This is a genomic window from Bacillus sp. FSL L8-0152, assembly GCF_038006365.1.
In the GTDB taxonomy this organism is placed as follows: Bacteria; Bacillota; Bacilli; order Bacillales; family Bacillaceae_G; genus Bacillus_A; species Bacillus_A cereus.
This window is the reverse complement of record NZ_JBBOVB010000001.1, coordinates 2,679,506-2,703,436: the sequence shown is the minus strand read 5'-3', so window position 1 is coordinate 2,703,436 and position 23,931 is coordinate 2,679,506. Positions and strand designations below refer to the sequence as shown.

The window sequence follows — 23,931 nt, the reverse complement described above, 5'->3', positions numbered from 1 at the left end:
GGACGAGATTTATCATCGCGGTGCCACCCTAGTTTGTTAATATGTCACCATACTAACCTTATCAGGTACTGCATTCTAATTCATGCTTATACCATAGCTCTATAACGGGAGCTCCCGTCACACCATCCCCTAATAATAGGTTCCGATGTGCTGCTCAGAGGCTTGGTTCAATAAAGAATTTTTACTCCTTTTCAGCTACATGGAGCTCTCTGTGAAAAATTCATTTTATTTACTCTTCTCTTCACTGCATTTATTTTTTCCATATTATCACATATACATTTAACTGTAAATAAACAATAATTAGATATTTAACAACGTGTCACTGTTAGTTCTTTTATTTATTATTTTTTCTGAAAATTACGGTGCGTGAAATTACTCGCAACTCTAAAGAAAGAGCTATTTGCATATAGCTCCTTCCAAATGCCTGGATTAATTCGTATTCGCCTCTGTTAACGGTTGTAACGGCGGTTCTAATTCTAGTTCTAGTGTATCTCCTTCTTGTAAATCTTGTCCTTTTTCAATACTTTGACTCGTTACATAACCCGTACCAGAAGTTTTCAAATCTAATTTCAAAAGTTTAGAGAAATACATAACATCACGCATGGACCACCCTTTTACATTTGGCATTTGTGCGTTATTCCCTAATAAAAATATCCGATCACCTTCACTTATTACCTCGCCAGACTGTGGATATTGTTTTATTATTTTTCCTTCTCCTAAAATTATCGGTTGGAGTTTCTCTTTTTTTACATTATTCTCTACCGTATCCATGGATTGATTCACATAGTTTTGCACTTTTAATTGGGATTTTTCCGTTGCATCAGCTATTTGTTTTTCTGTATACGGTTTCACCTTTAAATATTCAAGGCTGTTTTTTATAACAGGTTTAAATATTTCAGCAAGAGGCTGAGCTCCATACTCATCTCCTTTTAACTTTGGCTGCTTAATAGCTAAGTATACGATTAACTCCGGATCGTCAATTGGAGCCATTCCTAAAAAGGAGAAAATGTAATTCTCTTTCCCTTCCATATATCGACCATTTTCAGGATTCGGGATTTGTGCTGTTCCTGTCTTACCTCCAATTGGATAACCATCCACTTTATACATTGTACCAGTTCCTTTTGAAGATGTTATAACACGCTCCATTAAGCTTCTAACCTTGTCCGCTGTTTCTTTTTTTATCGGATTCCCAATTTCTTTCGGTTGATTTTCCATAATAACTTCTTTGTTTGTTGGATTTACAACTTTATCAACGATATATGGTTGCATCATTTTCCCGTCATTTGCTATAGCAGTAGCCGCTTGGATTAATTGAATCGGAGTTACTGTAGAACCTTGACCGAAAGAAGTTGTAACCTGTTGAATTTGTGTATTTAATAATAAAGTATTTTTCCTTTCTCCAGGTAAATCTATCCCTGTTTTTTGATTGAATCCAAATTTATTCATATATTGCTTAAATTTATTTGGTTTCAGTAACTGATCTTCTAAAATAGAAAAAGCTACGTTTGATGACCTTTCAAATCCTTCATCAAATGTAATTGATCCCCATCCAAATCCACCATTATGGTCTTTTATATCAGATGAACCAACGGAATATTTTCCAGATTGAAAATATTCTTTTCCGTTATATACACCTTCATTAATGGCAGCTGCTAATGTAAAAACTTTCATTGTTGAACCTGGTTCATATGCATTTGCAATCGGGTCATTTAAAAAGTATTCGATATCACCTACATTAGGATTGTAACTAGGTTTACTAGACATCGCTAAAACCTTTCCTGTTTTTGGATCAGCAATAATGCCAATTAACATAGAAGGATCATAATGTTCTTGCGCTTTGTTCATCGCTTCTTCTAAAAAACTATTAATTTGTTTATCAAGCGTTAAATATACGTTATTCCCATTTTTAGCTGGTTCTACTTTACCTATATCATTTGTAAGCGGAATTCCCCTTCGTGTACCCACATATTCTATATTTCCGTTTGTAGAGCGCAAATATTTATCCAAACTCTTTTCAAGCCCAAACTTCCCTTCCGTATTCCCTTTATCATCTGGTCTAGCAAAACCAAGTATATAGGATGCAAAGTCTTCATTCGGATACACTCTTGCTTTTTCTGACATAAAAGATACACCTGGTATTTTTAAATCATTAATTTTTTCCTTCTTTTCCCTAGATAAGTTCCGACCAATTTTCCCAATTTCAACTTGCGTACGCCCTTCATGAAAGTTTTTTAATACTTCTTCTTTATCAATTTCAAGCGCATCGGCTAATTGTTGTGCGGTTTCATCTTTATTTTTCACTTTATCTTTTCCTTTTAAATTCACAACAACTCGATACGTTGTAGAATCTTGTACTAACACCTTTCCGGTTTGATCATAGATAGTGCCACGATTCGCTTCTAAAACACCTTTTTTATTATGTTGTTCATTCGCGAGATCCTTTACATTCACATTATGCACGACTCCTACTGCCTGAATATAGAATATACGCAAAATCATAATAAGAAACAAAACAATAAAAGCAATCATCATATATCGAGCGCCTTTATTCGTTTGGAGTTTTTGCATACTTATCTCCTCTCTTTTGGAATGGATTCGTACGAAGATCCGTTTTAAAATTTGTAGTTTTTGTTTACGATACTATATGTTTCGAAGTTTTCTTTTTAATTCCTTTAAAACAATGCAAAACTAACTGTTGTTATTTTGTGTTATTATTTTATATATTTAAAATACGGTGCGTGAAATTTCAGAATATTAATTAGTACAACTTGATTACAGAGCACTCTAAACTCTTTTCGTATTTCCTATAAAAAAATTCCCCTCTGGATGTCCAAAGGGGAACTTTTTATAGGAAAATTATGCGATATGGTTATATTTCGCTAAGAAAGGAATTCGTCTCGCTACTAATGCATACATTTTGAATACAAGTTTCGCTATTGGTTCAAACATACGTGTACTTTGCATTACTAAAGCACTCGTAATAAGTGTTAAGAATGCTGCACCAAGTATATCTAAAGGATAATGAACACCTACGTACATACGTGATATACCGACTAGTACTGCCCATAATAGCGCGATATATTTCAGTTTTTCTCCTCTAAGAATAAATACGAAGGCGATTGAAAATACAAGTACAGAATGATCACTAACGAATGATGAATCTGCTGCATGTGGTACTAATTGATGTACATCATGTGATACGAACGGACGCGGATGGTAATATACCGCGTGTATAAGAACATTTACTAATAATGCAATAATAACCGAAAGCGTCGTATATAAAACTGTATATTGTTTTCTAATTGCCTTTTCTTTCTTTCCATTATTAAACCATAAGATAAACATAAATAGAACGGCTACGTATGCAGCGCTATTTGTAATAGCAATCATTAACGTATCTAATAGTTTGGATGAATCAGCAAAATTATTAAACCACTGAAATACTGTGTAATTCATTAAACTCTCTCCTTACATACAAGTGTTCTTGATTTACACAGTATACAATACCATTATGAAAATAGGCTTAAACTTTTTTCATCTAATTCTCATTTTACTATTACTCATGTGACAATTATTAAACAAATTTTATACGCTATTTATGTATAAAGCCGGTAAGCCTTTATAATAAGGCGGTTCGTATTTTTTTCATGTTTGAAATACATAACATATTCATTTAAATATACTAATTGCAAAATCATATTTTTTAATTCATTTGAAGTACAATATTTCCGAATTGTTCCCCATGTTCCATACGGCTTAGTGCTCGAATTGCTTCTTCTAACGAGTAAACCTTATCAATAATTGGTTTAATTTGATATTTTTCAATAAACTTTATCATCTCATTAAATTCCTCACGGCTACCCATGGATGTTCCCATAATATCAATTTGATTATAAAATAATGCGCGTAATGGTAATTCAATTTTATCTCCTGAGCTTGCACCAAAATTCACGATTCTTCCATTTGGTTTTAATACATCAAAATATTTCAAGAAAGTTGGCGGGCCTATACTATCTATTATTAAATCTACTTTTTCACCTTGTAAGCTCTCTTCCCAATTTCCGGTACTATTAAAAGAAATATCTGCACCATATTTTTCAGCAAGTTCCCTTTTATTCTCTACCCTTGAAGTAACACTCACTTTTGCGCCGATTGCTTTCACGAATAACATGGCAAATGTAGCTACACCACCGCCTATTCCCGGAATTAAAACATGTTCACCGCACTTCAATCTACCCTTTGTAAAAAGTGCTCTATATGCTGTTAATGCGGATAAAGATAAAACACCTGATTCTTCCCAAGTAAGATATGCCGGCTTTTCTACTACATTTTCAGCCGGTACAATTACATATTCAGCAAACGTTCCATCTTTCGGTCCACCTAGCACTTCCGGTAACTCCGGTACTTCAGTAGCATGTTCCCATCCAATACTAGGATTAATAATAACTTCTGTATGTAGTGTAATATTTGAAACTCCTTCTCCTATTTCTGTAACAATTCCTGAGCCATCTGACCCTATTACTAATGGTAGATCCATTTCTTTTCTATTGTTTATAATAAATAAATCCCTATGATTTAACCCTGCAGCTTTTAACTTTATTTTTACTTCACCTGCATTAGGACTTATCTCAGGTGAAAATTTATATTCTAACCCCTCTAATCCTTTTTCATATTGATGTACAATAGCTTTCATTGCTTAATTCCCCCTTAATATTTCCAATGTACTAGAAATATCAAAATAAATAAAATAGTTTGCCTCCAATAATTAGAAATTATATATTTTGTCATGAAAAAAACAAAAAATCCTCTCCCTATAAAAAGTATAGGAAGAGGTTTCAAAACTAGTTAGATAAGAATCTATAAATTTATTGAATTCTAGCCAATTCTAATATTTTTCGAATAAATGGCGCTTTTGCCTTTGTATATGAAACACGATCAAAAGCATATGTAATAGCAAGCCTCTCTTTTAATTCTCTATATTCTTTACGTGCCCATTCATGGCTTATTAGAAAGTCACGAAATAAAATATTGTTTCTCCACTCATCACTATTATAAATATAAATATGCAAATGATGAGTACCCGCTCTCCATTTTCCCTTTCTAAAAAAACGCCAATTGGTTGCATCTTTTGGAACATACTCATATCCAATTTCCGATAGAACTTCAATCCAGTTTTCAGTAATTTGTAAGTCTGTTACGCCAATCATCATATCAATAAGAGGTTTAGCTCCTAATCCTTCTACTGCTGTGCTTCCTATATGTTCAACAGCAATTATTTCTTGTCCTAACAAGGAACAGAATTTCTCTTTTTCTTTTATATACTCTTCAACCCAGTCTTTTTGATATGCTTTAATAACAATTTGTTGATCCATTGTATTCACCTCTTTATAAGTGTTTATCATTATATTTATAAAATTTTATATTATTAGCATAGGATTTCCATAAAATATGTCGAATAGTGGCATGTACAACATAATTATATTAAATGTGAGGTAATCTATGAAAGATAATTCCGTGGAAATTCAGTTAAATAACGTAACATTCCAATTAAAAGAATATCATAATTTTGATTGGCTTATTAAATTAGGGACCGTATTTGCAGTTTTTGACCAGCAAGACTCAGGTAATATAAGTTTTGGTGTAGAAAAAGATGGGCATAAGAAATTTATCAAATACGCAGGAGCACAAGCAATTGCATTTGAAGGAACAACGGGTCACGCTATTAAAAGGCTAAAAAATTCAGTTACTATCTATGAAGATTTAAAACATGAATCGCTCATAAGACTAATTGATCATTTTCCAGCTCAATCTGGATATGTATTAATTTTCGATTGGTTTGATGGTGAATGTCTTCATTCGCATTGGAGTTTCCCACCTCCTGAGAAATATAAAAATCCAAACTCACCATTTTATAAATTTAGGCATTTATCTGCTATAGAACGAATTCATTCCTTACATTCCCTTTTTTCTTTCCATACTTATGTAGAAAAGAAAAACTATGTAGCGATAGATTTTTATGACGGTAGTATTTTATATAATTTTAATACAAACGAAACAAAAATTTGTGATATAGATTTATACAGTAAGAAACCTTACATAAATAAAATGGGCCGGCTATGGGGTTCCTCCCGTTTTATGTCACCAGAGGAATTTGAACTAAACGCAACAATTGATGAAAGAACAAATGTATTTAATATGGGAGCAATGGCTTTCTCACTTTTAGGCGGTGAAAAAGATCGTTCTTTTATAAAATGGGAAGCAAGTAAGGAATTATATGAGGTAGCGTATCGTGCTGTAAATAACAATCGAGCAGAACGGTATGCATCAGTTACAGAATTCTACGAAGCGTGGTTAAAAGCAGCTAATGCAGAAAATATATAACCTTAAATTATTAAAAGAAATATAGAGTTTATACTATACTTGTTTTGTTTTCTTTGCTATTGCAAACTTCAAAAAAGCTGCAAGTAGGAGGAGGAGCGGTATTCCCTGAATAAAGAGACATCCTCCAAAAAAATCAAGCGTAGTGCTATATGGAGAGTCTGTTGCCATCACACCTATAAATAAAGCCATTGGACTTGTGAGTAGATTTATCCCTAAACAGATCATTATCAATGATAGATTTTTAGCCTTAATTTTTGATGAACCAGACAAGAAAAATAAAAATATCGCAGTACCAAATATAAGAAACAATGTTACATAAAAACTTACCATAATATCCCTCCATGAATCTAATTGTACCATTAGAAAGGACAAATTTGAATAAATAGGATATTTATGTAAGTCAGATATAGTGTCTCTTTATCAGTGGCAAGAAAAAAGTGGATCCCTACTCTCTCACAAGGAATCCACTCTTTCTATTTCTACAACTCTATTTATATACGTTCCTCTTTTTGTCCTTACGAGAACTGCCATCAATAGATCATTAACATAATTATCTTTAGCGGAAGTTAAAGTTTTTTATTTTCTTGCTCAATTAAAGCACCTGTTAGTTAAAGATTATGGATAATTAATTTGAAAGTTTTTTATCTAAATACACCTTTTCTTTTGGAAAGCCAATCTTCTAAGGCATCTTCGTGTAGTTTTGTGAATAATTTTGGTATTTGGTCTATTGGGAAGTATTTTAAATCCAAAGTCTCAATACCATCTACAGTAAGTTCTCCACCAATTGGCTTACATTGAAAACAATGAGTGATAGTCTGAGCTTTATCTCCGTTCGGAAACTCACCAGAATATTTAGAATAGACACCTATAAGATGTTCAACTTCAACATTTAATCCTGTCTCCTCAAATATTTCTCGTTTAGCGGTTTCTTCAAGAGATTCTCCAAGTTCCATAGCACCACCTGGAAGACCCCATTCATTTCTATCTCCCCGTTTTTGTAAAAGAATTTCATTTCGTTCGTTATAAACAATACCTCCAGCAAAATTAAGAAATATTAAATCATGTCCTACTTTTCCCCGGATATAACGAATGTAGTCCTTATTTGTAGTCATAAATTCCCTCCTAATTTATATATAAAATACAAATTAATTACATATAAAGATAGAAGAAAATAGTAACAAAAATGATAATATTCCTTATTCTCATAAGGGATTTGCCCTTTACTTTTTATCAATCTATGCGTTTATTAACCATTTCTATTCTAATACCTTCATTTCCTAAATCCCCTTTCAAAATAAAGCGAACACCATTTCTTAAAACAATTTTATCGCAGTTCTAAAAATTGGTGTCCTCTAGTTTTCTAGCCGGACTATATTCTATTTTCAAGCCCATTTCTATCTCCCCATGAATAAAACTCAACGTTCTGTTTATACTACAACTACATCTAGAGACACATCACTGTTTAGAGCGGCTAGGTTTTGTTAGCTGCTCTTTTGTGTTTTACACAAATAAAATCAATAACTCCGCATATAATATCTATGTAGCTAGACTATTGCCTCTGTATCGAGCAGTTAGGCTGGGCTAAATGCTCTCTTATTTATGACAAAATAAAACTTTTAAACAGAATTACTTTCGTATAACATTTTCAATCTCGCTTACACTATAACTGTAAATTTAAGTTACACATCTATTACTTGTAGGGCCTAATTTTCTTTTGTGTAACAATTGGTTAGCTCATAAAGTTAACCAATTTGTTGCCTTAAATATTTTTTATTTCTCAATACTTAATACCTAGAATTAATTCTAATTTATTGGCATTAAACTATTGACATTGATTTTCCTCATATGCAATTTTTGAAAAGGCCTTTTCTCTCACATTAGGCTCTTTTATTTATTAAAAAAAAGATTATTTTATATAGATTACTATAAGCATCCATAAAGCCAAAGCACCAATGATAGCGAGTACTATACGTGTAGATAGTATCCTTACTTCAAAGTCTGTTTTCTTGGAGGGTTCAGGATATGCAATTATGTAAATTCCCTTTAATAATGCAAGCCATGCAATAACCGTTAGGAATCCCCGCCAGTTGAATCCCCATACATTATGTAGAATTACAGTACCTAATCCTAGGAAAATCGATAGAAAACCATACATAATACCAAACCCTCTGTCTTCAACCACTAATTTTTTTAAGTCATGTAACACCGATGGACGGACGAAAAGTATTCCCGATACGATAACCGTCATCCATCCCCAGAACAGCCCTAAAAAAGTACTAGTTTCCATTATTATTTCACTCCCCTCAATTATATTTATATTTCAGATATTCCTTCCTTTAGAACAATTCCAGCACTTTTCACATTTACAATAACTAAATATTCCCATCTTACCAGTTCTAAAATCTTCATTGTCATGACTATTAATAAGTTTATATCTTTGTATACATTTAGGTTATTTTAATTTACCCAACCAATTTCCTAACATAAATTAATTCCTTTCCTCTAGAAGATACTCTTTCTATTCCCACCCTCTTAAGGATATATCGGAAAATATCTCCAATCATTGTAACGTGGTAGCTTGTTTTTCTTTAAACAAAAGGATTATTTTGTTTAAAAATTCATTCCAATTTATAACCACTATATTTTTCTTATATTTTCCATTAAAATTTAATAGCAATATTTTGATAACAAAGGATCAACCTATGAAGCATAATATAAATCTATGGTCTTTTATTTTTTCATTCGTTTGCATTGCTTTTTTTCTTTTATATCTTGAAGTATGCACACCTGAAATGAATGCGTCGTTTATAAATATCGTTTATTTTCACCCTTTATTTTTTGTACTCATTTTTTCAATAGGAACTTTTTTTGCTGGTATTAAAGGATTCTCTAAAGCAGGTAATTGGATAACAATGCTTAGAAGCATAGTAACAGTTCTGCTAACATTGTTATTATCAGTGTTTTTAACACTAACTTTAATCATTGCTTATGCATTAAGTTAAATGTAATTCTTCACGAATAAAACTAAATATTACGTCAATACTATATATGACATTAGATTTTCTCCTTGTTCCCCCTTGGAGATGAGCAGTTAGTTTTTGTTAACTACTCTTATTTTCTACAATTGGTTTCATTTACCTGATGTATTTAACGTAATATTAAGTTACGATATAAACGAATAAAATATATTTGGCTGTTATACCATTACCCTAGGAAACTAGGGTTTTTATTTCTATAAAATGAAATTTTTATTGTAATTACTCACCTATAGTTTTATATTTTTCAAACATTCCTTCCGGAGAGTATTTACTAGCTGCCTTATCATTAATTCCGTTCTTCCTAATGCTAAAGCAATTTCCTTCACCTTTCCGAATCCATAATACTTATATATGTAGGCTAATCCTGTCGTTGTATACGGCTTCTTATGATTCGGATGGTAATCGGGATGATACTTCATTCGGCCCTGCGCATCATATTGAACTTCCACCTTGATCACTTTCCTTTCAAATGAAGTTTTTATTAAGCTACTTGATAAGCTTTACAAACTCATGATTCATCTTCGTCTGCATCAATCCGCAAAGAATATTTCTACCTTCAATTTCAAACCATTCTTCATTACGGCCGTCGCCTCAAATACTCCGCTTATATGATCAAATTTCTTGATATCCTCGTCCTCTAACATTCCGAATTCTTCTGGGAGACTATCGTAGAATTTTTCTACTGCATTTTCTAAATCATACTGACTTTTATATGTTTGTTCGTGAATTAACTGGACCTCCATTTTCATCCTCCTTTTCTAATAAAATAGCGTTTTTGTTTAGTTTCACTCTAAAAGTAAAATTTTCATTTTTTCATTCAACCAAGTTCATAACATATTCTTTTCCCCCGATAAAATAATGATTAGGTGTCCCATGCGCATTTTATTCATTGGAAATAATACCTTTCACGTACTTACGTATTAGAAACTTCATTTCTGCTTCTTCTCCACTAGCAATTTTGTTCACTTTTTTGATACATTTATGAAACATTCACATGTTATCTTCAATATGTTCTATTCTTTTTGAAAAACCATGTGAGAATACCAAAATAAGAAGCCCTAGAGCCCTAACTCTAGGGCTTCTTGTTTTCAAATAAGGATTTTGCTAAAAAACTACACATTTATTAAGAACATGCATAAAATATAATGTGGTATTCTTTTTCAATATTAATGTTTATCCGAGAGCGCCTTGAATGGCGCTCTTTAATTTCCAAATAACATTTTTAGATAATTACGAGAGCAGATTTTATTATGTTGTACAAGCACTACTTCATTTTATTAAATAGACTATATAGATATTTAAAAGAAGGGAGCTTTAAATTCATATGGCTGATTACTTTTATAAAGATGGTAAAAAATATTATAAAAACCAATCACATTCCAACAATCAAAAAAATAACTGTTTTATTGAAACTCATACGATAGCTGGTTCTGCAGAAAATGAAAATGGAAATATACCTGTGTCAGTTTTCCTTGAAACCACCGCTCCACAAACTGTATTTGAGGATTTTACAAACAATCATAACAAAACATTAATTCAGTTATTCGTTGTCGGTATGAGTGCACCCGTTCAAGTAACTATTCTAACAAGAAGATCTAACGTACCAATTACTACTACATTACAACCTGTTCAAACAAAAATATTTCAAGTTGAAGATTTTCAAAGTCTTACTCTTACAAAGCAGGAAGGTTCTACTAGTGTAGTTAGTTTATTTGTTCAAAAAACATTTTGTATATGCTGTAACGATAATAACGATTCATGTGATGAATATTACCAAGAATGTAATTGATAGATTAAATCACCAGAAAAACCCTTTATATAAAGGGTTCTTTTCCTTTTACTCCCCTCATTTTCCCGTTTTTTATTAAAATAACGATTTTATTATGTTTCCTAACTTACAGTAATGTCCTTAAAAAACATTCATATATATTTATCAGATGCACTTTTAAATCCCAGAGTATCAAATACTTTTAAGAGTTGACTGACCAATAATATTCGAATTATCTTTAAAAACTTATTAAAAATAACTTAGATACAAAAAAGCTACGTTTTATATAGGATAAAAAATTATCTTAAGTAAAGGAGCTTGATTATTTGTGAATTATCAAAATGATAACAACTCTAACATTCACAAACCTTGTTCTTGTCCATCTCCCACGGCTAACAGTTTAAATGTTGTTCAAACTACCCCATCAATAGTTTCTGTAAACTCTGCGATTCCACTAGATACTGTGGTAAATTCTAATGGCACGGCAATCTCATTCACACCACCAACAACTGTTTTACTTGAAGGTGGAAGAACCTATTTGGCAATCTATGAAGTGCAAGTTATCATTCAACCAGGAGGTAATTCGGCAGGTATCACTATGTATCTGAATAATAATCCAATCATTGGATCAGGTACTTCTCTAGGATATACAGCCGGATTCACTTCTGTATCAGCCCCCGCAATTTTCACTACACCTCCAGGTATAACAAGTACTCTTACTGTTAATGTAGGACCATATTCTAATACATTAAATACGTTGGGCTTAACTCTTGCTGTTGTAGCATTGACATAATGAAATGTAAAACTCTCTACTATGATTTTCTTTGTCCTTTAACTGTTTTTTGGGCTAGCCTCTAGGAACTCAACATAACTACATATAGAAAAAGAACATTATTTGGTTCGATAGTACTAGGTGACTCGGCTAGCACAATTGCTGAGTCACCTATTTATCTATAACAAAATAAAGCATTTGTTTAATTTATTACTTGTTCTTTTTAATGCATTATTCTATTACAATTCATTTTCATGTTATAATTACCAACAGTACATATTTTAATAGGCACAACAAATCTCATAAATATAGGAGGACCTTAATGATCCTAGCTCAAGAAAAGAACATAAAATTAATTATGCATTTTCTTACATTATTATCTTTTTTTATTCTTATTTTCTTTAGTGTCACAATTTTTTATATACCTTTGGTTTTCTATTTTGTATGTAAATCACAAAACATTCGGAAAAATATTCTTGAAGCTGTTTTTTTTCAACTATTCATTTGGATAATTACAGTGATTTGGAATCTTTTCATAATAAGAATCTTAATGCTATTTTGGTCTAATTTAGACTTGGCTTCAAATAACGCTTTGATTATTTTCGGGGTAGCTTCTTTATATCTAATACTGTTTCTCTTGTTAATTTTTGGACCTATAAAAGGAATTTTATATGTGCTACAAGAAAAAGACTTTCATTATCCTATTATTTCTAAATGGATTAACAAATAAAAATACGTGTAGAAGAATTCAGAGTTTCACTGAATTCTTTTTTTATGGATCTTTTAAAATCTTTTACATCTTCCTTCATTCCTTCTTTTTAATAAACTTCAACTTTTATTACAATAACGCTTTTTTAAAATACAATCGTTTTTCTATAAACTTTGTAACCTTCATTTCCTTTCCTATGATTACAATTTCCTACTAGCAACCAAGTATTGGCTATCCCCCCATATGAACACCTCAATTTTATTGGCATATACTTTGAAGGAAAAAACATTTCAATTAAACATATACCTACAAATTCAGTTGCTAATAATTTACCAAAAATTACTTAACATTTAATTTTTTAAAGGAGGTATTTATGAGATATAATCGAAAATCAAATTCGTGTGATAAATTTCAGCAACCCTGCTTTGTTTCTATATCCCCTTGTGATCAAATTAATTGCTGTACACCTGTTTTTTTCTCGAATGCTCAACAACAAGAATTATTGCAAATAATAAATCAATTAAATCAAGCCACCCTTTCTTTTTTCACAACACCAAATCCAACAACTATACAAATACTCCAATCAGCATTACAGGCATTAAATGATTTATTAATAGCAGTACAACCAAATATACCAAATAGAAATTTAGTTATAAGAACTATAAATCAATTAATTAATTCTTTACCTACCGCATCTCTCACTCAAATCTCAGCATTATTCCAATTTCTATTCCAAAGCTTGTCTTCACTTATAAGTTGTTCAAATATATCGGACCCCTTATTACAGCAAACATTCAACTTAATTTTACAAGGAATCTTAAATAGTTCGCTATTAAGTAACATCGGAACACCGGGGCCGACTGGAGCCACTGGACCTAGAGGATTTCCTGGACCTAGAGGCGCTCAGGGTTCTCAAGGTGTGCAAGGAATTCAGGGGCCTGAAGGACCTCAAGGTGTGCAAGGGATTCAGGGACCGGAAGGGCCTGAAGGGCCTCAAGGACCTCAAGGTGTAGAAGGAATTCAGGGGCCTGAAGGACCTGAAGGACCTGAAGGACCTCAAGGTGTACAAGGGATTCAAGGACCACCAGGACCACCTGGGCCTACTGGTTCAGGGACCGGAATGGGAATTCCTGGACCACCGGGACCTACTGGGCCTCAGGGTATCCAAGGGATTCAAGGACCGGAAGGACCGGAAGGGCCCACTGGACCTCAGGGTGTACAAGGAATTCAAGGGCCGGAAGGACCGGAAGGAGCCACTGGACTTCAGGGTGTGCCAGGAATTCAAGGGCCGGAAGGACCACCAGGAGCCACTGGACCTCAAGGTGTGCAAGGAATCCAAGGGCCGGAAGGACCACCGGGACCTACCGGAGATTGTGATTGTCCACCGGGACCTACTGGACCGACCGGACCTACTGGGCCAACCGGACCTGCATGTAATTTCCTAGTATATGCTACAAATGCAGGACTCATAGATGACCCTACAAATGATACAGTATCTGTAATTAACACCGGAACAAATATAGTAGTTGATACAATTACTGTAGGTAATGCACCACTTGAAGTAACGGTTTCACCAAATGGAGCTCGTGCCTATGTTACTAATATTTTTTCTGATACCGTTTCCGTTATTGATACTGCTACGAATACTGTTATCGCTACCATTCCCGTTGGAACTGATCCAATCGGTGTAGCTGTTTCTCCAGATAACACAACTGTTTATGTTGGAAATCATGGTAATAATACTGTTTCTGTTATTAATGCAGCTACCAATGCAGTTATCACTACCATTCCTGTTGGCCTCGCTCCACAAGGAATCACTGTTTCACCAAATGGGACCTTTGCATATGTTGCAAACGAATTAAGCAACACAATTTCTGTTATTAATACTGCTACCAATGCAGTTATCGCTACCATTCCTGTCGGTATTCGTCCTAGAATAATCGTCTTCACACTAGATGGTACTCGTGCTTATGTCACAAATCAAAACAGCAATACTGTTTCTGTTATTAACACCGCTACCAATGCAGTTATTAATACAATTAACGTAGGTACCGAACCTGTTGGTATAGATATTACACCGGGTGGAAATCTTATTTACGTTGTAAATAAAGTTAGCAATAATGTATCTGTAATAAATGTGGCGACAAATACTGTGATTGATACAATTTCTGTTGGTTTATCCCCTGATCAAGTAACTATCATACCTGATGGCACTCGAGCATATGTTACAAATCAAGCTAGTAATACTGTTTCCGTTATTGATATTGCTACGAATACTGTTATCACTAATATCCCAGTAGGTGTCGCTCCAACCGGAATAGCTACTGGAACTATTTGTGAATAAAATAAAGAAATGAAAGCCACAGATAGTTTTTATTAACATTGATAGTATGTGATATTCTTTCTTTAACTACGTTCAAACAACCAGGATAAACCTCTATATTCTGTTAATATTCTTTTCTGTTTTGTCTTACAGAACCTGCCGAGCCGCTAGCTGTTGTTAGCTGCTCTCTTTCTATAAAATCCAAATCAAATACCAATCAATTTACTGAAATTGATTTTTTTGGAATTACATGATAATATTTACCTATAAAATCATTACCCTTATACAAAGAGCTATGAGCCTTTCCACTCATGGCTCTTTTTTATTACGATTTTCACTTCACATCTACACGATCAACTTTACCGTTTATCCAAACCGCGACTTGCTCACCAAATCCACTCATTGGTGGATTGACTACTGTTACATTTCCGCCCTTCACTATTAAAAGTTTGTTGCTACCAACATCAATTTCTACTTTTTTCAAATATCCATCTCCCTTTTACTACCGCATGTACTCGACAACATCAGTTTTAAAGCCACTTCCCAAATAAACCCTTACTGGAATTACTACACGACCTAGCTCGTCCACTTTTCTTGCAACACCTGTTTTTTCATAGCTTACTCTCCTTTAGTATTTTTATATTTATTTAGAATCTCATCCAAACGTTTCTAATTACGAATGGTTTCTGCTTATCAAGATTTAGATTTAATTAATTGTAATAAATCGGTTGGGGGTTTATACAGAAATGCTTTCAGGGAAATTTTTATAAAGAAATAAAAAATGCAGCAGTGAAAAAAATTAAAACTCATAATTTAAGACATACACACGCAACTATACTATTGAAACAAGGAGTTAACCCTAAAATTATCAGTGAGAGATTAGGTCATACTGACATTTCATTAACTCTTAGTATTTATTCTCATGTTTTATCGAACATACAGGAAGAAGGAGTAAAAAATTTTGGTAAAAGTATCATTGGATAGTTAACGTTTGCAAACTGTTTGTATTTTATAACAAAAAGCCAAACAAATCTTGTATTAACAAGGTTTATTCACTTTAACATATGTTATCATGTATAATACATATGTTAAGTAAATTCAGAATAACGAGGCAAATATTATGGACTTTGTTTATATTAATCAAAACGTATTAAATAATCTTCTATACATTTTATGTAGTATATTTGTTTTTTATTTCATATATGATAGCAGGCATTATTTGAAAAAATACAAAATATTACTGATTACCCTTTGTTCTAGTATCCCGCTTATTTTATGTATGCGATACCCTATCTATATGGATGAAAGTTGTATTCATGATTTAAGACAAATTCCGGTCATAATAGGTACGCTTTATGGTGGATTCCCTGTCGGTATCATATTGTTTACAATTTTATTAATTACAAGATTTATATTTTATGGCTTTAATATGCTGACAGTCGTTGTTTACGGAATAATGTTCATCGTTACAGCACTCGCATCTTCAAAATTTAATACATATAATAGAAAGCTTAAAGTAGCTTTTTCCATGTTTTTAACCTTTTTCCTAGCAATATTTACAACTGTAATTGTATTAACTTTATCAGATTTTGAAGTGAATAATTTGTATATTATTTATTTCATGGTATTACCGACTACTTTAATGTTATTTATTGTTTATATAAATGAAGTTATAAAAGATGCTGTATTAATGCGCTCAAAATTAATTAAAATGGAAAAAATGGAGATTGTTAGCCAACTCGCTGCAAGTATATCGCACGAAGTAAGGAATCCTTTAACGGTTGTAAAAGGATTTACACAGCTTTTAAAAACACCAAATTTAACTCCTGAATCAAGAGACGAATATATTAAACATATACTTGAAGAGTTAAATCGTGCCCAAGAAATTATCGATGATTACTTAACGTTTGCCAAACCTGCTCCAGAAAAATTAGATCAAATTTCAGTAAAGCAAGAGTTAAATCGAGTTATTAATATGATATTGCCATTGTGTAATATGAATACGATACATATTACACAGGATTTTTCTGAGGCAACCATTGTTGGTAATAAACAGCACTTTCAACAATGTTTTTTAAACTTAATAAAAAACAGTATTGAAGCAATGCCTAATGGTGGTACCTTAAATATTTCCTCATCTATCAATAATAGTAAAGTTGAAATACGAATTGAAGATAGCGGAGTTGGAATGTCACAGGAGCAAATACATCGATTCGGTGAACCGTATTTTAGTACAAAAACAAAAGGAACTGGTTTAGGTACGATGGTTGCTGTTAAGATTATTGAGACGATGCATGGAAGTTTAAAAATCCGAAGTATCATTAGTAAAGGAACAACTTTAACGATTACGTTCCCGAAATATAGTAAGAATACGCATTTAAACAAATAAAAAAGGAGCATAGTTGCTCCTTTTTTATTTGTTTCGATACATAAGTATCTTCAATGTTTTTTTAGTTTACATTTGTGAAGACTAATTAAAAATTAGTATCCTCCGCCCCAGCAGCTGCATCCTACAATTATTAATAGAATGAATAACACAACTAATAAAGCGAAACCTCCACCAAAACCACAAGAACCACCGTAACTCATATTTTCTCCTCCTTTTGGTTTGAAAACTAATAGGTAGTTGATCATTTTAACTGGTTCGTATTATACATTATGTGTATATCCCTTTTTTGAGCATGTCTACATAAAAATAAGTAAAAGCACTCGTTTAAAGAGTGCTTTAAAATGGATACCAAAAGTTTTGAAATACGTTTAATTTTAAATATACCGCAACAATAAATATGAAAATACCGGCAAATAAAGCGATGAAATCTTCACGTTTCGCCTTACTTGTATAAAACCATGTACGTTTATCCTTCTTTCCAAATCCTCTTAAATCCATTGCATTTGAAACCGTATCTATTCTTTCTAGAGAATGAATGATTAGTGGCCAGAAAATTAAAACACGGTTCTTCATACGAACCCATAAACTTGCTTCTCCTTTTTCAAAAGCCACTCCTCTCGCTTCTTGCGCGTGTTTAATAATTTTATACTCAGACTGGATGTCAGGAATATAACGTAGTGCAATATTTATTGCATAAGTAATCTTATAATGAATACCAAGTTTACTTAAGTTACTTACAAATTCACTTGGATCTGTCGTGTAAATAAAAAGAAGTGTAAATGGTAACAACGTAAAATACTTTAATGAAAGTGTAGCTGCATAAAATAATGTTTCATATGTAATCGTTACATATCCAATATGTAAAAACGCGGTATATGATTCAGTTAATTCAGATCCATGAGTTGGTGTAATCAATAAAATCATGACAGAGTTTAATAAACTAAATGTAAATATGACACTAAAAACAATTAAAATTTTACGAAATGGAATTTTAGCAATGCTGAGCCCGATACACCCAATAATAAATAATATTAGCAACACCCGAAAATCAAAAAATAAAAAAGTAAGCGTCATACAAAAAATAAATAAAAACAATTTCACTACCCCATCCATACGATGAAAATATGTACTATGCACCTTCCTCCCTCCTATTACTATCTAAATAAAGCTCCATAAATTTTTCTGGACATGCAATCCCACTAAATTTAACAAGCTTGGTTAAAGAACTCTCTCTTAAGTTGGCTCTTTGTAACGTTTCTTGATCGCCTAATACATCAAACACTGTATTATCCGCAATAATTTTCCCTTCATGTAGAACTACTGCACGGTCTGTATATTCTAGCGCGAGATTCATATCGTGAGTGATAAAAACAAATGAAATTCCCTTTTTAGCTAGGTTTTTAATAAAAGACATAAATTGTTTATAGTGATAATAATCTTGTCCCGCTGTTGGTTCATCTAATATGATAAGTTTAGGATTTGTTGTTAATACAGATGCGATTGTTAATCTCTTTTTTTGCCCATAGCTTAGTGCTTGAATTGGCCAATTACGAAATGGATATAAACCACAAATTTTTAAAGTTCCTTCTACTCTATTCTTAATTTCTTCCTTAGAAAAATTATGTAATGTTAATGTAAATAAAACTTCTTCAAAAACAGTAGGCTGTGTAATCATATGATTTGGATTTTGCATCACGTAAGATATGATTTCCCCACGTTTACGAATAGACCAAGAACTAATATCTTCACCTTTTAACAAGATTTTCCCATTTTTCATTTTATTTATGCCTATAAGACTATGAGCTAATGTTGATTTCCCTGCTCCATTATGCCCTAACAGTGCCACAATTTCTCCTTCATATATTGAAAGGTTTACATTTTCTAATACTTTTTGTTTATTAGAGTATGAAAATGATAAATTCTCCACTTTAAGTAATTCCTTGTTTTTAGTATTCCCTTTTAATATGACTTGTTTCTCCATCCACTCTTTTATAACGTTGCTTACCTTTTCTTTTTGAAGGTTTTCCATTGGATATATTACGTCATTATTACTATCAAAATGTAATCTCTTTAATGCTTCGATGTAAATAGGCTCTCTTAAGCCGATACGTGGTAATATATTTGACGCTAAGATTTCTTTTGGTGTTCCTATCGCAATGACTTTACCTTCATCAATTAATATAACTTTGTCTAAATCCAGGTTTAAAATTTCTTCTATTCTATGTTCAATAATAACAATCGTTTTATTATATTGTTCATGTATATCTTTCATAAGTTTTATCGTATGTAAGGCACTTAGTGGATCTAAATTAGCTAACGGTTCATCGAACAATAATATATCCGCATTTGTTGTTAATAAACCCGCTAGAGAAACTGTTTGCTTTTGACCTCCTGATAATTCATGTGGACTTTGTTTATGAAACGTATGCATCTTCACCTTTCTTAATGAGTCCGAAACAATCTTTTTCATGTCATCTTGCTTTACACATTCATTTTCTAAATAAAAAGCTACATCTTCTTCTACTGTCAGACCAATAAATTGAGCATCTTGATCTTGCAAAATTGTTCCTACCTGCTTACTTTGTTCAAAAATACTTCCTTCCCTCGGGTCTTTACCGGCAATTAAAACGTTACCTGTACTAGTCCCTTCGTAAGAAAATGGGATTAGCCCATTTATACAATGAGCTAATGTCGACTTTCCTGAACCACTTCGTCCAGCAATTAGTACTTTTTCCCCAGGGTATATATGAAAGGTAATATCACTTAAAGTAGGCTGCGCAGCATGCCCATATTGAAAGGTGAATTGTTCAAACGAAATAATTGGTTTCATGTTAACATCCCTACTTTTCAATTTTTAAATGTGTATGTTTCTTATTAGATTTTGCCAAGCCAATTGTAAGTGGCAATCCAACTACTAAGAAAACGATAACATCGGAAATTGTTGCTCCTAATACTTGGATAACAATTTTGTCAAATGGTTCTCCCATCACAATAATATCGAATGCCCCAGCAAATATAATAGCAATGACAATACCAACTAGCCCAGTAATTGCTAAATAAGAAATATGCCCCTTGTTAAACGACCCGTTTTTCACACTAAAACCAACTCTTTTTTGAATAAGACCCATCGAAAAACCAATAATCCCTGAACTAGTAACCCAGCCCCACCAAATCCCCCATCCAGCAATCGTATCTGTTACGGTATGACCGATAAGTCCGATTAACAGTCCTGCCACTGGACCAAATAATGCTCCAAAAACAGTTAATATAGCTAATGCTGGTTTAATAAATGTATTCGGTGCAATAGAAAATCCCCAAAGTCCTAATATCCCGTATAATGCTGCTCCAATACCGATTGCTACTACTAACTTTGTTGATAATTTGTTCATTACAATTCCCCTCTCATATTAGTCAACTTTTATTACTCTATATTTAATTTAAAAATGAATTATGCATCTACACTCCCTTTCTATACAACAAAAAATGACCTCTTATATAAGAGGTCATTTTCTTTCACGTTCAAGAATCCTCTTATCTTTCAAAAAACACAACGTGTCCTCTGCGGAATTAGCACCTTCCTATAAAATTACATAGGGGTTGCTGAGGTTTCTTAGGGCCGTTCCCTCCACCTCTCTGGATAAGTATTAATTTGTAATTCGTATTATGGCACTAAAGAATGTAAATTTCAACACTTTTCTTACTATTTTTTTTTTTTGTTAAATAGATCATTTAAATCATTGTATTCTTATCGGAATTATGAAATAATAAATTCAAAATCGTTTCGGGAGGAATGCATTATGAAAGTTATTGGTTTGATTGGAGGATTAAGTTGGGAATCTACATCATTATACTATAAACATATTAATACACTTACACTCTCTCAATACGATCAAAATGCAAAGTTAGTTTTATATAGTATGGATTTTGGTGAAGTAACTACTTTATTACAAAACCATCAATATGAAGAAGTGAAAAATGAACTAGTTACAGTTGCAAAGAAAGTTGAAAAATCTGGGGCTGAATGTTTATTAATGTGTTCAAATACCGTACATCTATTTGCCGAGGAAGTAGAACAAGCAATATCTATCCCGCTTCTTCACATTGGTGATGTAAGTGCTAAAGAAATGGTAGAACAGAATATAAAACGTATCGGACTATTAGGAACAAAACAAACGATGGAGCAAGATTTCTATAAATCACGATTAGCGAAATATAACATTGAGACAATTATCCCCAATGACGAGGAAAGAACTTTTATCCACCATGTCATATTAGATGAATTAAGTAGAGGGATCATTTCAGAAACATCTAAAGAAGAGTTATTACAAATTACAAAATCATTAATTCAAAATGGTGCTGAAGGTATATTATTAGGCTGCACTGAAATACCTTTACTCATCTCCCAAAATGATCTCACTGTTCCCGTTTTTGATACTGCTTTTTTACATGCAAATACTGCTGTGCAATTTGCTGGATAAGAATATACAAGCATAAAGGTGAGAACCTCTATGCTTGTATACAGTTACGACTATTTATCCCGCTATTTATGGGTAGTAAAATCCCTACCGATTAAAGTTTTACTTTATTTAAAAGAGATTCAATAACTGCAATTGCTTCTTTTGAACCACCACATTCTAAAAAGCTATCATTAAGTTTTCTTATACCATGTTTATACTTTTCATTTGAAAGAACATCTGTTACGGCCTCTTTTAAAGTGTGCACATTAACATGTTCTTTCAATAGTCTATGTGCCGCTTCAAGCTCAGTTAGTCTTTGCGCTATCATAGGCTGGTCTTTATCATGCGGTATTATTACAAATGGGACATTATAATGAATGGCATCGTGTACGCTATTCATACCGCCATGTGTAATAAAAACATCTGCTTCATTTAATATTTCTGATTGAGGTACGTATGGAGCAATTATAAAATTATCTGGTGCTTTCTTAATTTTAGAAATATCATTTCTATCACCAATTGCCATTACAACTATCCCATCAAAATCTGAAAAAGTATCAATACAAGTATTAAAGAATGGTTCGAGTCCTTCAAGCAGTGTTCCCATTGAAATATAAATAACTTTCTTTTCTTTAAGTGATTCCAGTGGAAACTTTATATTTGTTTTACGCTTTGAAATACTCGGTCCAATAAAAATGTTATTTTCCCCGAACGATTCGCTATTAGGTTGGAAATAACAACTTGTGTATACGAGACAAACATCACCCTTATTATTCATAAATTGAAGATTATTCTTTGGTTTTACTCCAAATTTATGTTCCATCTGATTTAGTAATTTTTCAGAGATTTCCTCTGGTTGGAATGGCATATCTGCATTTGGATGAAAAGGTAATGTCTTCAAAAATTCTGGCGGAATTAAAAATATAGGTGAGGACACTACACCTGGAACTTGTAAATACTCCTTTACTAACTCTCCTGCGCCAAATATATCATAAATTACGAAATCAAAATTTATACTTTCACATAATTGTTTCGTAATTTCTAATATATATAAAGAAGTTTGAACATGCACATGAAAGAAAGCATTTAACCCAGATGAGGTTTCAGCATCAATAGAAATCTCTTTTAATAGATCCGGATGAGTATGTACAGTAGCTCCTAAATCTTCAATTCTATCCTTAAAGTTTGCCGTTGTAATATAATGTACATTATCCCCTCGTTCAGTAAAGGCTTTTACTAAATTTAATGTAGGGTTTACATGCCCCTCTGCTGGAAAATTAACTACTAAAATATTTAGCACTTATTTCTCACTCCTTACATTTCATTGTTTTAATTAAGCATACTGTTATTTGTACAAGTAATCTTCCCCTAATAGTCCTAATATGCTTGTTACATTATGTTGATAAATAATTTTCAGTCATCAACATAAAAAAAGCATCTACCTATGTAGATGCCTAACCGTGATAAGGAGTGTTCTGTGAGGTTAGAACAAGCTTTTCTGCTTGTCCTATGCTATCAATATATGATTTATTTTATAAAATGTGAATCGTTAATAGAATTATTTTATCCATTTTATATGATCAAATGGATAAAATACCATTTCTACCTTACCTATTATATTTGACTCATCAATAAGTCCAAGTGTATTCCTACTATCTTTACTATGATTACGATTATCACCTAACACAAATAATTTATGCGTAGGAACTTTTATTTCTCTAAAATTTGAAAAACGATTGGATACTTGTAACATATCTAAATGTATATACGACTCATCACGCTTTTTACCGTTAATATATACCTCATCCTCTTTTAATTGTATATTATCCCCCGATAATCCAATAATTCGTTTCACATAGTAAGTAGGCTCGTCTTCTTTTTTTATGATGACAACATCCCCATGCTGAAAAGACGATAAACAGACGTTTACCTTATTAACAAGTATATAATCTTTTTCATTTAAAGTAGGTTGCATCGAAATTCCTTCTACCATACAAAATAAAAATGACTTATTAATAAAAATAACCCCTATTATAATTAAGATGTAGCTACATATGTTCCTCCAATATTTTAGAATAAACAGCTTCATATATA

22 protein-coding genes, 3 pseudogenes, 1 riboswitch and 1 other annotated feature (1 of these 27 running past the window's edge) are annotated in these 23,931 nt (G+C 32.4%); of the genes and pseudogenes, 9 read left to right on the top strand and 16 right to left on the bottom strand.

Annotated elements, in window-relative coordinates; genetic code table 11:
* Nucleotides 1-254: a binding site (T-box leader), on the bottom strand (it extends 5 nt beyond the left edge of the window).
* A 175-nt stretch (nt 255-429) separates the two neighbouring features.
* The 4 genes from MHH27_RS13550 to MHH27_RS13535 all read right to left on the bottom strand — a co-directional run bounded on the left by MHH27_RS13550 (nt 430) and on the right by MHH27_RS13535 (nt 5,372).
* Nucleotides 430-2,568, bottom strand: a complete 2,139-nt coding sequence (locus MHH27_RS13550) for a penicillin-binding protein (RefSeq protein WP_098235449.1) — start codon at nt 2,566-2,568, stop codon at nt 430-432.
* A 288-nt stretch (nt 2,569-2,856) separates the two neighbouring features.
* Nucleotides 2,857-3,456, bottom strand: coding sequence for an undecaprenyl-diphosphatase (locus MHH27_RS13545; protein ID WP_001110124.1), 600 nt, complete (start codon nt 3,454-3,456; stop codon nt 2,857-2,859).
* Nucleotides 3,457-3,703: 247 nt separating this feature from the next.
* On the bottom strand, nt 3,704-4,693 hold the full coding sequence (locus MHH27_RS13540; RefSeq protein WP_340942916.1) for a zinc-binding dehydrogenase: 990 nt from the start codon (nt 4,691-4,693) through the stop codon (nt 3,704-3,706).
* Nucleotides 4,694-4,865: 172 nt separating this feature from the next.
* Nucleotides 4,866-5,372 (bottom strand): GrpB family protein, encoded by a 507-nt coding sequence (locus tag MHH27_RS13535; protein ID WP_000372679.1) that lies wholly within the window; start codon nt 5,370-5,372, stop codon nt 4,866-4,868.
* 127 nt (nt 5,373-5,499) lie between these two features.
* On the opposite strand from MHH27_RS13535, the gene MHH27_RS13530 reads away from it, so the two are divergent.
* Nucleotides 5,500-6,381: a protein kinase domain-containing protein gene (locus MHH27_RS13530; protein WP_000654531.1), complete on the top strand. Its 882-nt coding sequence runs from the start codon at nt 5,500-5,502 to the stop codon at nt 6,379-6,381.
* A gap of 33 nt (nt 6,382-6,414) precedes the next feature.
* On the opposite strand, the gene MHH27_RS13525 is transcribed toward MHH27_RS13530, so the two are convergent.
* From MHH27_RS13525 to MHH27_RS13515, 3 genes are all read right to left on the bottom strand, one after another.
* The gene (locus MHH27_RS13525) at nt 6,415-6,711 is read right to left on the bottom strand and encodes a hypothetical protein (RefSeq protein WP_000253417.1); all 297 of its coding nucleotides are present in this window, start codon (nt 6,709-6,711) and stop codon (nt 6,415-6,417) included.
* Nucleotides 6,712-7,022: 311 nt separating this feature from the next.
* Complete coding sequence (locus tag MHH27_RS13520) at nt 7,023-7,493, bottom strand: NUDIX hydrolase (RefSeq protein WP_000210489.1); 471 nt, start codon at nt 7,491-7,493, stop codon at nt 7,023-7,025.
* Nucleotides 7,494-8,287: 794 nt separating this feature from the next.
* Complete coding sequence (locus MHH27_RS13515) at nt 8,288-8,668, bottom strand: hypothetical protein (protein ID WP_098256568.1); 381 nt, start codon at nt 8,666-8,668, stop codon at nt 8,288-8,290.
* A gap of 415 nt (nt 8,669-9,083) precedes the next feature.
* Between MHH27_RS13515 and MHH27_RS13510 the strand changes: the two genes are divergently transcribed.
* Nucleotides 9,084-9,383 (top strand): hypothetical protein, encoded by a 300-nt coding sequence (locus tag MHH27_RS13510; protein ID WP_098256567.1) that lies wholly within the window; start codon nt 9,084-9,086, stop codon nt 9,381-9,383.
* A gap of 255 nt (nt 9,384-9,638) precedes the next feature.
* Here MHH27_RS13510 and MHH27_RS13505 read toward each other — a convergent pair.
* Together MHH27_RS13505 and MHH27_RS13500 are read right to left on the bottom strand one after the other, a co-directional pair.
* Nucleotides 9,639-9,868: pseudogene (locus tag MHH27_RS13505) on the bottom strand (DNA-entry nuclease).
* Between the two features lie 59 nt (nt 9,869-9,927).
* Nucleotides 9,928-10,162 (bottom strand): annotated as a pseudogene (locus tag MHH27_RS13500) (hypothetical protein).
* 581 nt (nt 10,163-10,743) lie between these two features.
* On the opposite strand from MHH27_RS13500, the gene MHH27_RS13495 reads away from it, so the two are divergent.
* From MHH27_RS13495 to MHH27_RS13480, 4 genes are all read left to right on the top strand, one after another.
* Nucleotides 10,744-11,208, top strand: coding sequence for an exosporium protein D (locus MHH27_RS13495; RefSeq protein ID WP_098289732.1), 465 nt, complete (start codon nt 10,744-10,746; stop codon nt 11,206-11,208).
* Between the two features lie 307 nt (nt 11,209-11,515).
* Nucleotides 11,516-11,980 carry a hypothetical protein gene (locus MHH27_RS13490; protein WP_001109242.1) on the top strand — a complete coding sequence of 155 codons (465 nt, stop codon included), beginning with the start codon at nt 11,516-11,518 and terminating at the stop codon, nt 11,978-11,980.
* Between the two features lie 301 nt (nt 11,981-12,281).
* A complete protein-coding gene (locus tag MHH27_RS13485; RefSeq protein WP_340942909.1) occupies nt 12,282-12,689 on the top strand; it encodes a DUF4870 domain-containing protein in 408 nt (135 codons plus the stop codon).
* Nucleotides 12,690-13,041: 352 nt separating this feature from the next.
* Nucleotides 13,042-15,012 carry a YVTN family beta-propeller repeat protein gene (locus MHH27_RS13480; RefSeq protein ID WP_340942906.1) on the top strand — a complete coding sequence of 657 codons (1,971 nt, stop codon included), beginning with the start codon at nt 13,042-13,044 and terminating at the stop codon, nt 15,010-15,012.
* 313 nt (nt 15,013-15,325) lie between these two features.
* Here the strand turns inward: MHH27_RS13480 and MHH27_RS13475 are convergent, their stop codons facing one another.
* Entirely contained in the window at nt 15,326-15,475 is a 150-nt protein-coding gene (locus tag MHH27_RS13475; protein WP_000754941.1) for a DUF3954 domain-containing protein, read from the bottom strand.
* Nucleotides 15,476-15,664: 189 nt separating this feature from the next.
* Between MHH27_RS13475 and MHH27_RS13470 the strand changes: the two are divergent.
* Nucleotides 15,665-15,975, top strand: a pseudogene (locus tag MHH27_RS13470) (tyrosine-type recombinase/integrase); the annotation flags it as partial.
* A gap of 136 nt (nt 15,976-16,111) precedes the next feature.
* Complete coding sequence (locus MHH27_RS13465) at nt 16,112-17,380, top strand: sensor histidine kinase (RefSeq protein WP_002094037.1); 1,269 nt, start codon at nt 16,112-16,114, stop codon at nt 17,378-17,380.
* 92 nt (nt 17,381-17,472) lie between these two features.
* On the opposite strand, the gene MHH27_RS13460 is transcribed toward MHH27_RS13465, so the two are convergent.
* From MHH27_RS13460 to MHH27_RS13445, 4 genes are all read right to left on the bottom strand, one after another.
* Nucleotides 17,473-17,580: a YjcZ family sporulation protein gene (locus MHH27_RS13460; RefSeq protein WP_000120182.1), complete on the bottom strand. Its 108-nt coding sequence runs from the start codon at nt 17,578-17,580 to the stop codon at nt 17,473-17,475.
* 136 nt (nt 17,581-17,716) lie between these two features.
* Entirely contained in the window at nt 17,717-18,517 is an 801-nt protein-coding gene (locus tag MHH27_RS13455; RefSeq protein ID WP_098834828.1) for an energy-coupling factor transporter transmembrane component T family protein, read from the bottom strand.
* Nucleotides 18,510-20,210 carry an ABC transporter ATP-binding protein gene (locus MHH27_RS13450; RefSeq protein WP_340942902.1) on the bottom strand — a complete coding sequence of 567 codons (1,701 nt, stop codon included), beginning with the start codon at nt 20,208-20,210 and terminating at the stop codon, nt 18,510-18,512. The genes MHH27_RS13455 and MHH27_RS13450 overlap by 8 nt, the downstream gene beginning before the upstream one ends.
* 10 nt (nt 20,211-20,220) lie before the next feature.
* Entirely contained in the window at nt 20,221-20,769 is a 549-nt protein-coding gene (locus MHH27_RS13445; protein ID WP_090977954.1) for an ECF-type riboflavin transporter substrate-binding protein, read from the bottom strand.
* Nucleotides 20,770-20,908: 139 nt separating this feature from the next.
* Nucleotides 20,909-21,024: riboswitch (SAM riboswitch) on the bottom strand.
* Nucleotides 21,025-21,177: 153 nt separating this feature from the next.
* On the opposite strand from MHH27_RS13445, the gene MHH27_RS13440 reads away from it, so the two are divergent.
* Nucleotides 21,178-21,858, top strand: a complete 681-nt coding sequence (locus tag MHH27_RS13440; RefSeq protein ID WP_053564339.1) for an aspartate/glutamate racemase family protein — start codon at nt 21,178-21,180, stop codon at nt 21,856-21,858.
* Between the two features lie 91 nt (nt 21,859-21,949).
* Here MHH27_RS13440 and MHH27_RS13435 read toward each other — a convergent pair whose 3' ends face one another.
* Both MHH27_RS13435 and lepB read right to left on the bottom strand, forming a co-directional pair.
* Nucleotides 21,950-23,137 carry a macrolide family glycosyltransferase gene (locus tag MHH27_RS13435; RefSeq protein ID WP_000932146.1) on the bottom strand — a complete coding sequence of 396 codons (1,188 nt, stop codon included), beginning with the start codon at nt 23,135-23,137 and terminating at the stop codon, nt 21,950-21,952.
* 258 nt (nt 23,138-23,395) lie between these two features.
* A complete protein-coding gene (lepB, locus tag MHH27_RS13430) occupies nt 23,396-23,926 on the bottom strand; it encodes a signal peptidase I (RefSeq protein WP_002094036.1) in 531 nt (176 codons plus the stop codon).
* Between the last annotated feature and the right edge of the window lie 5 nt (nt 23,927-23,931).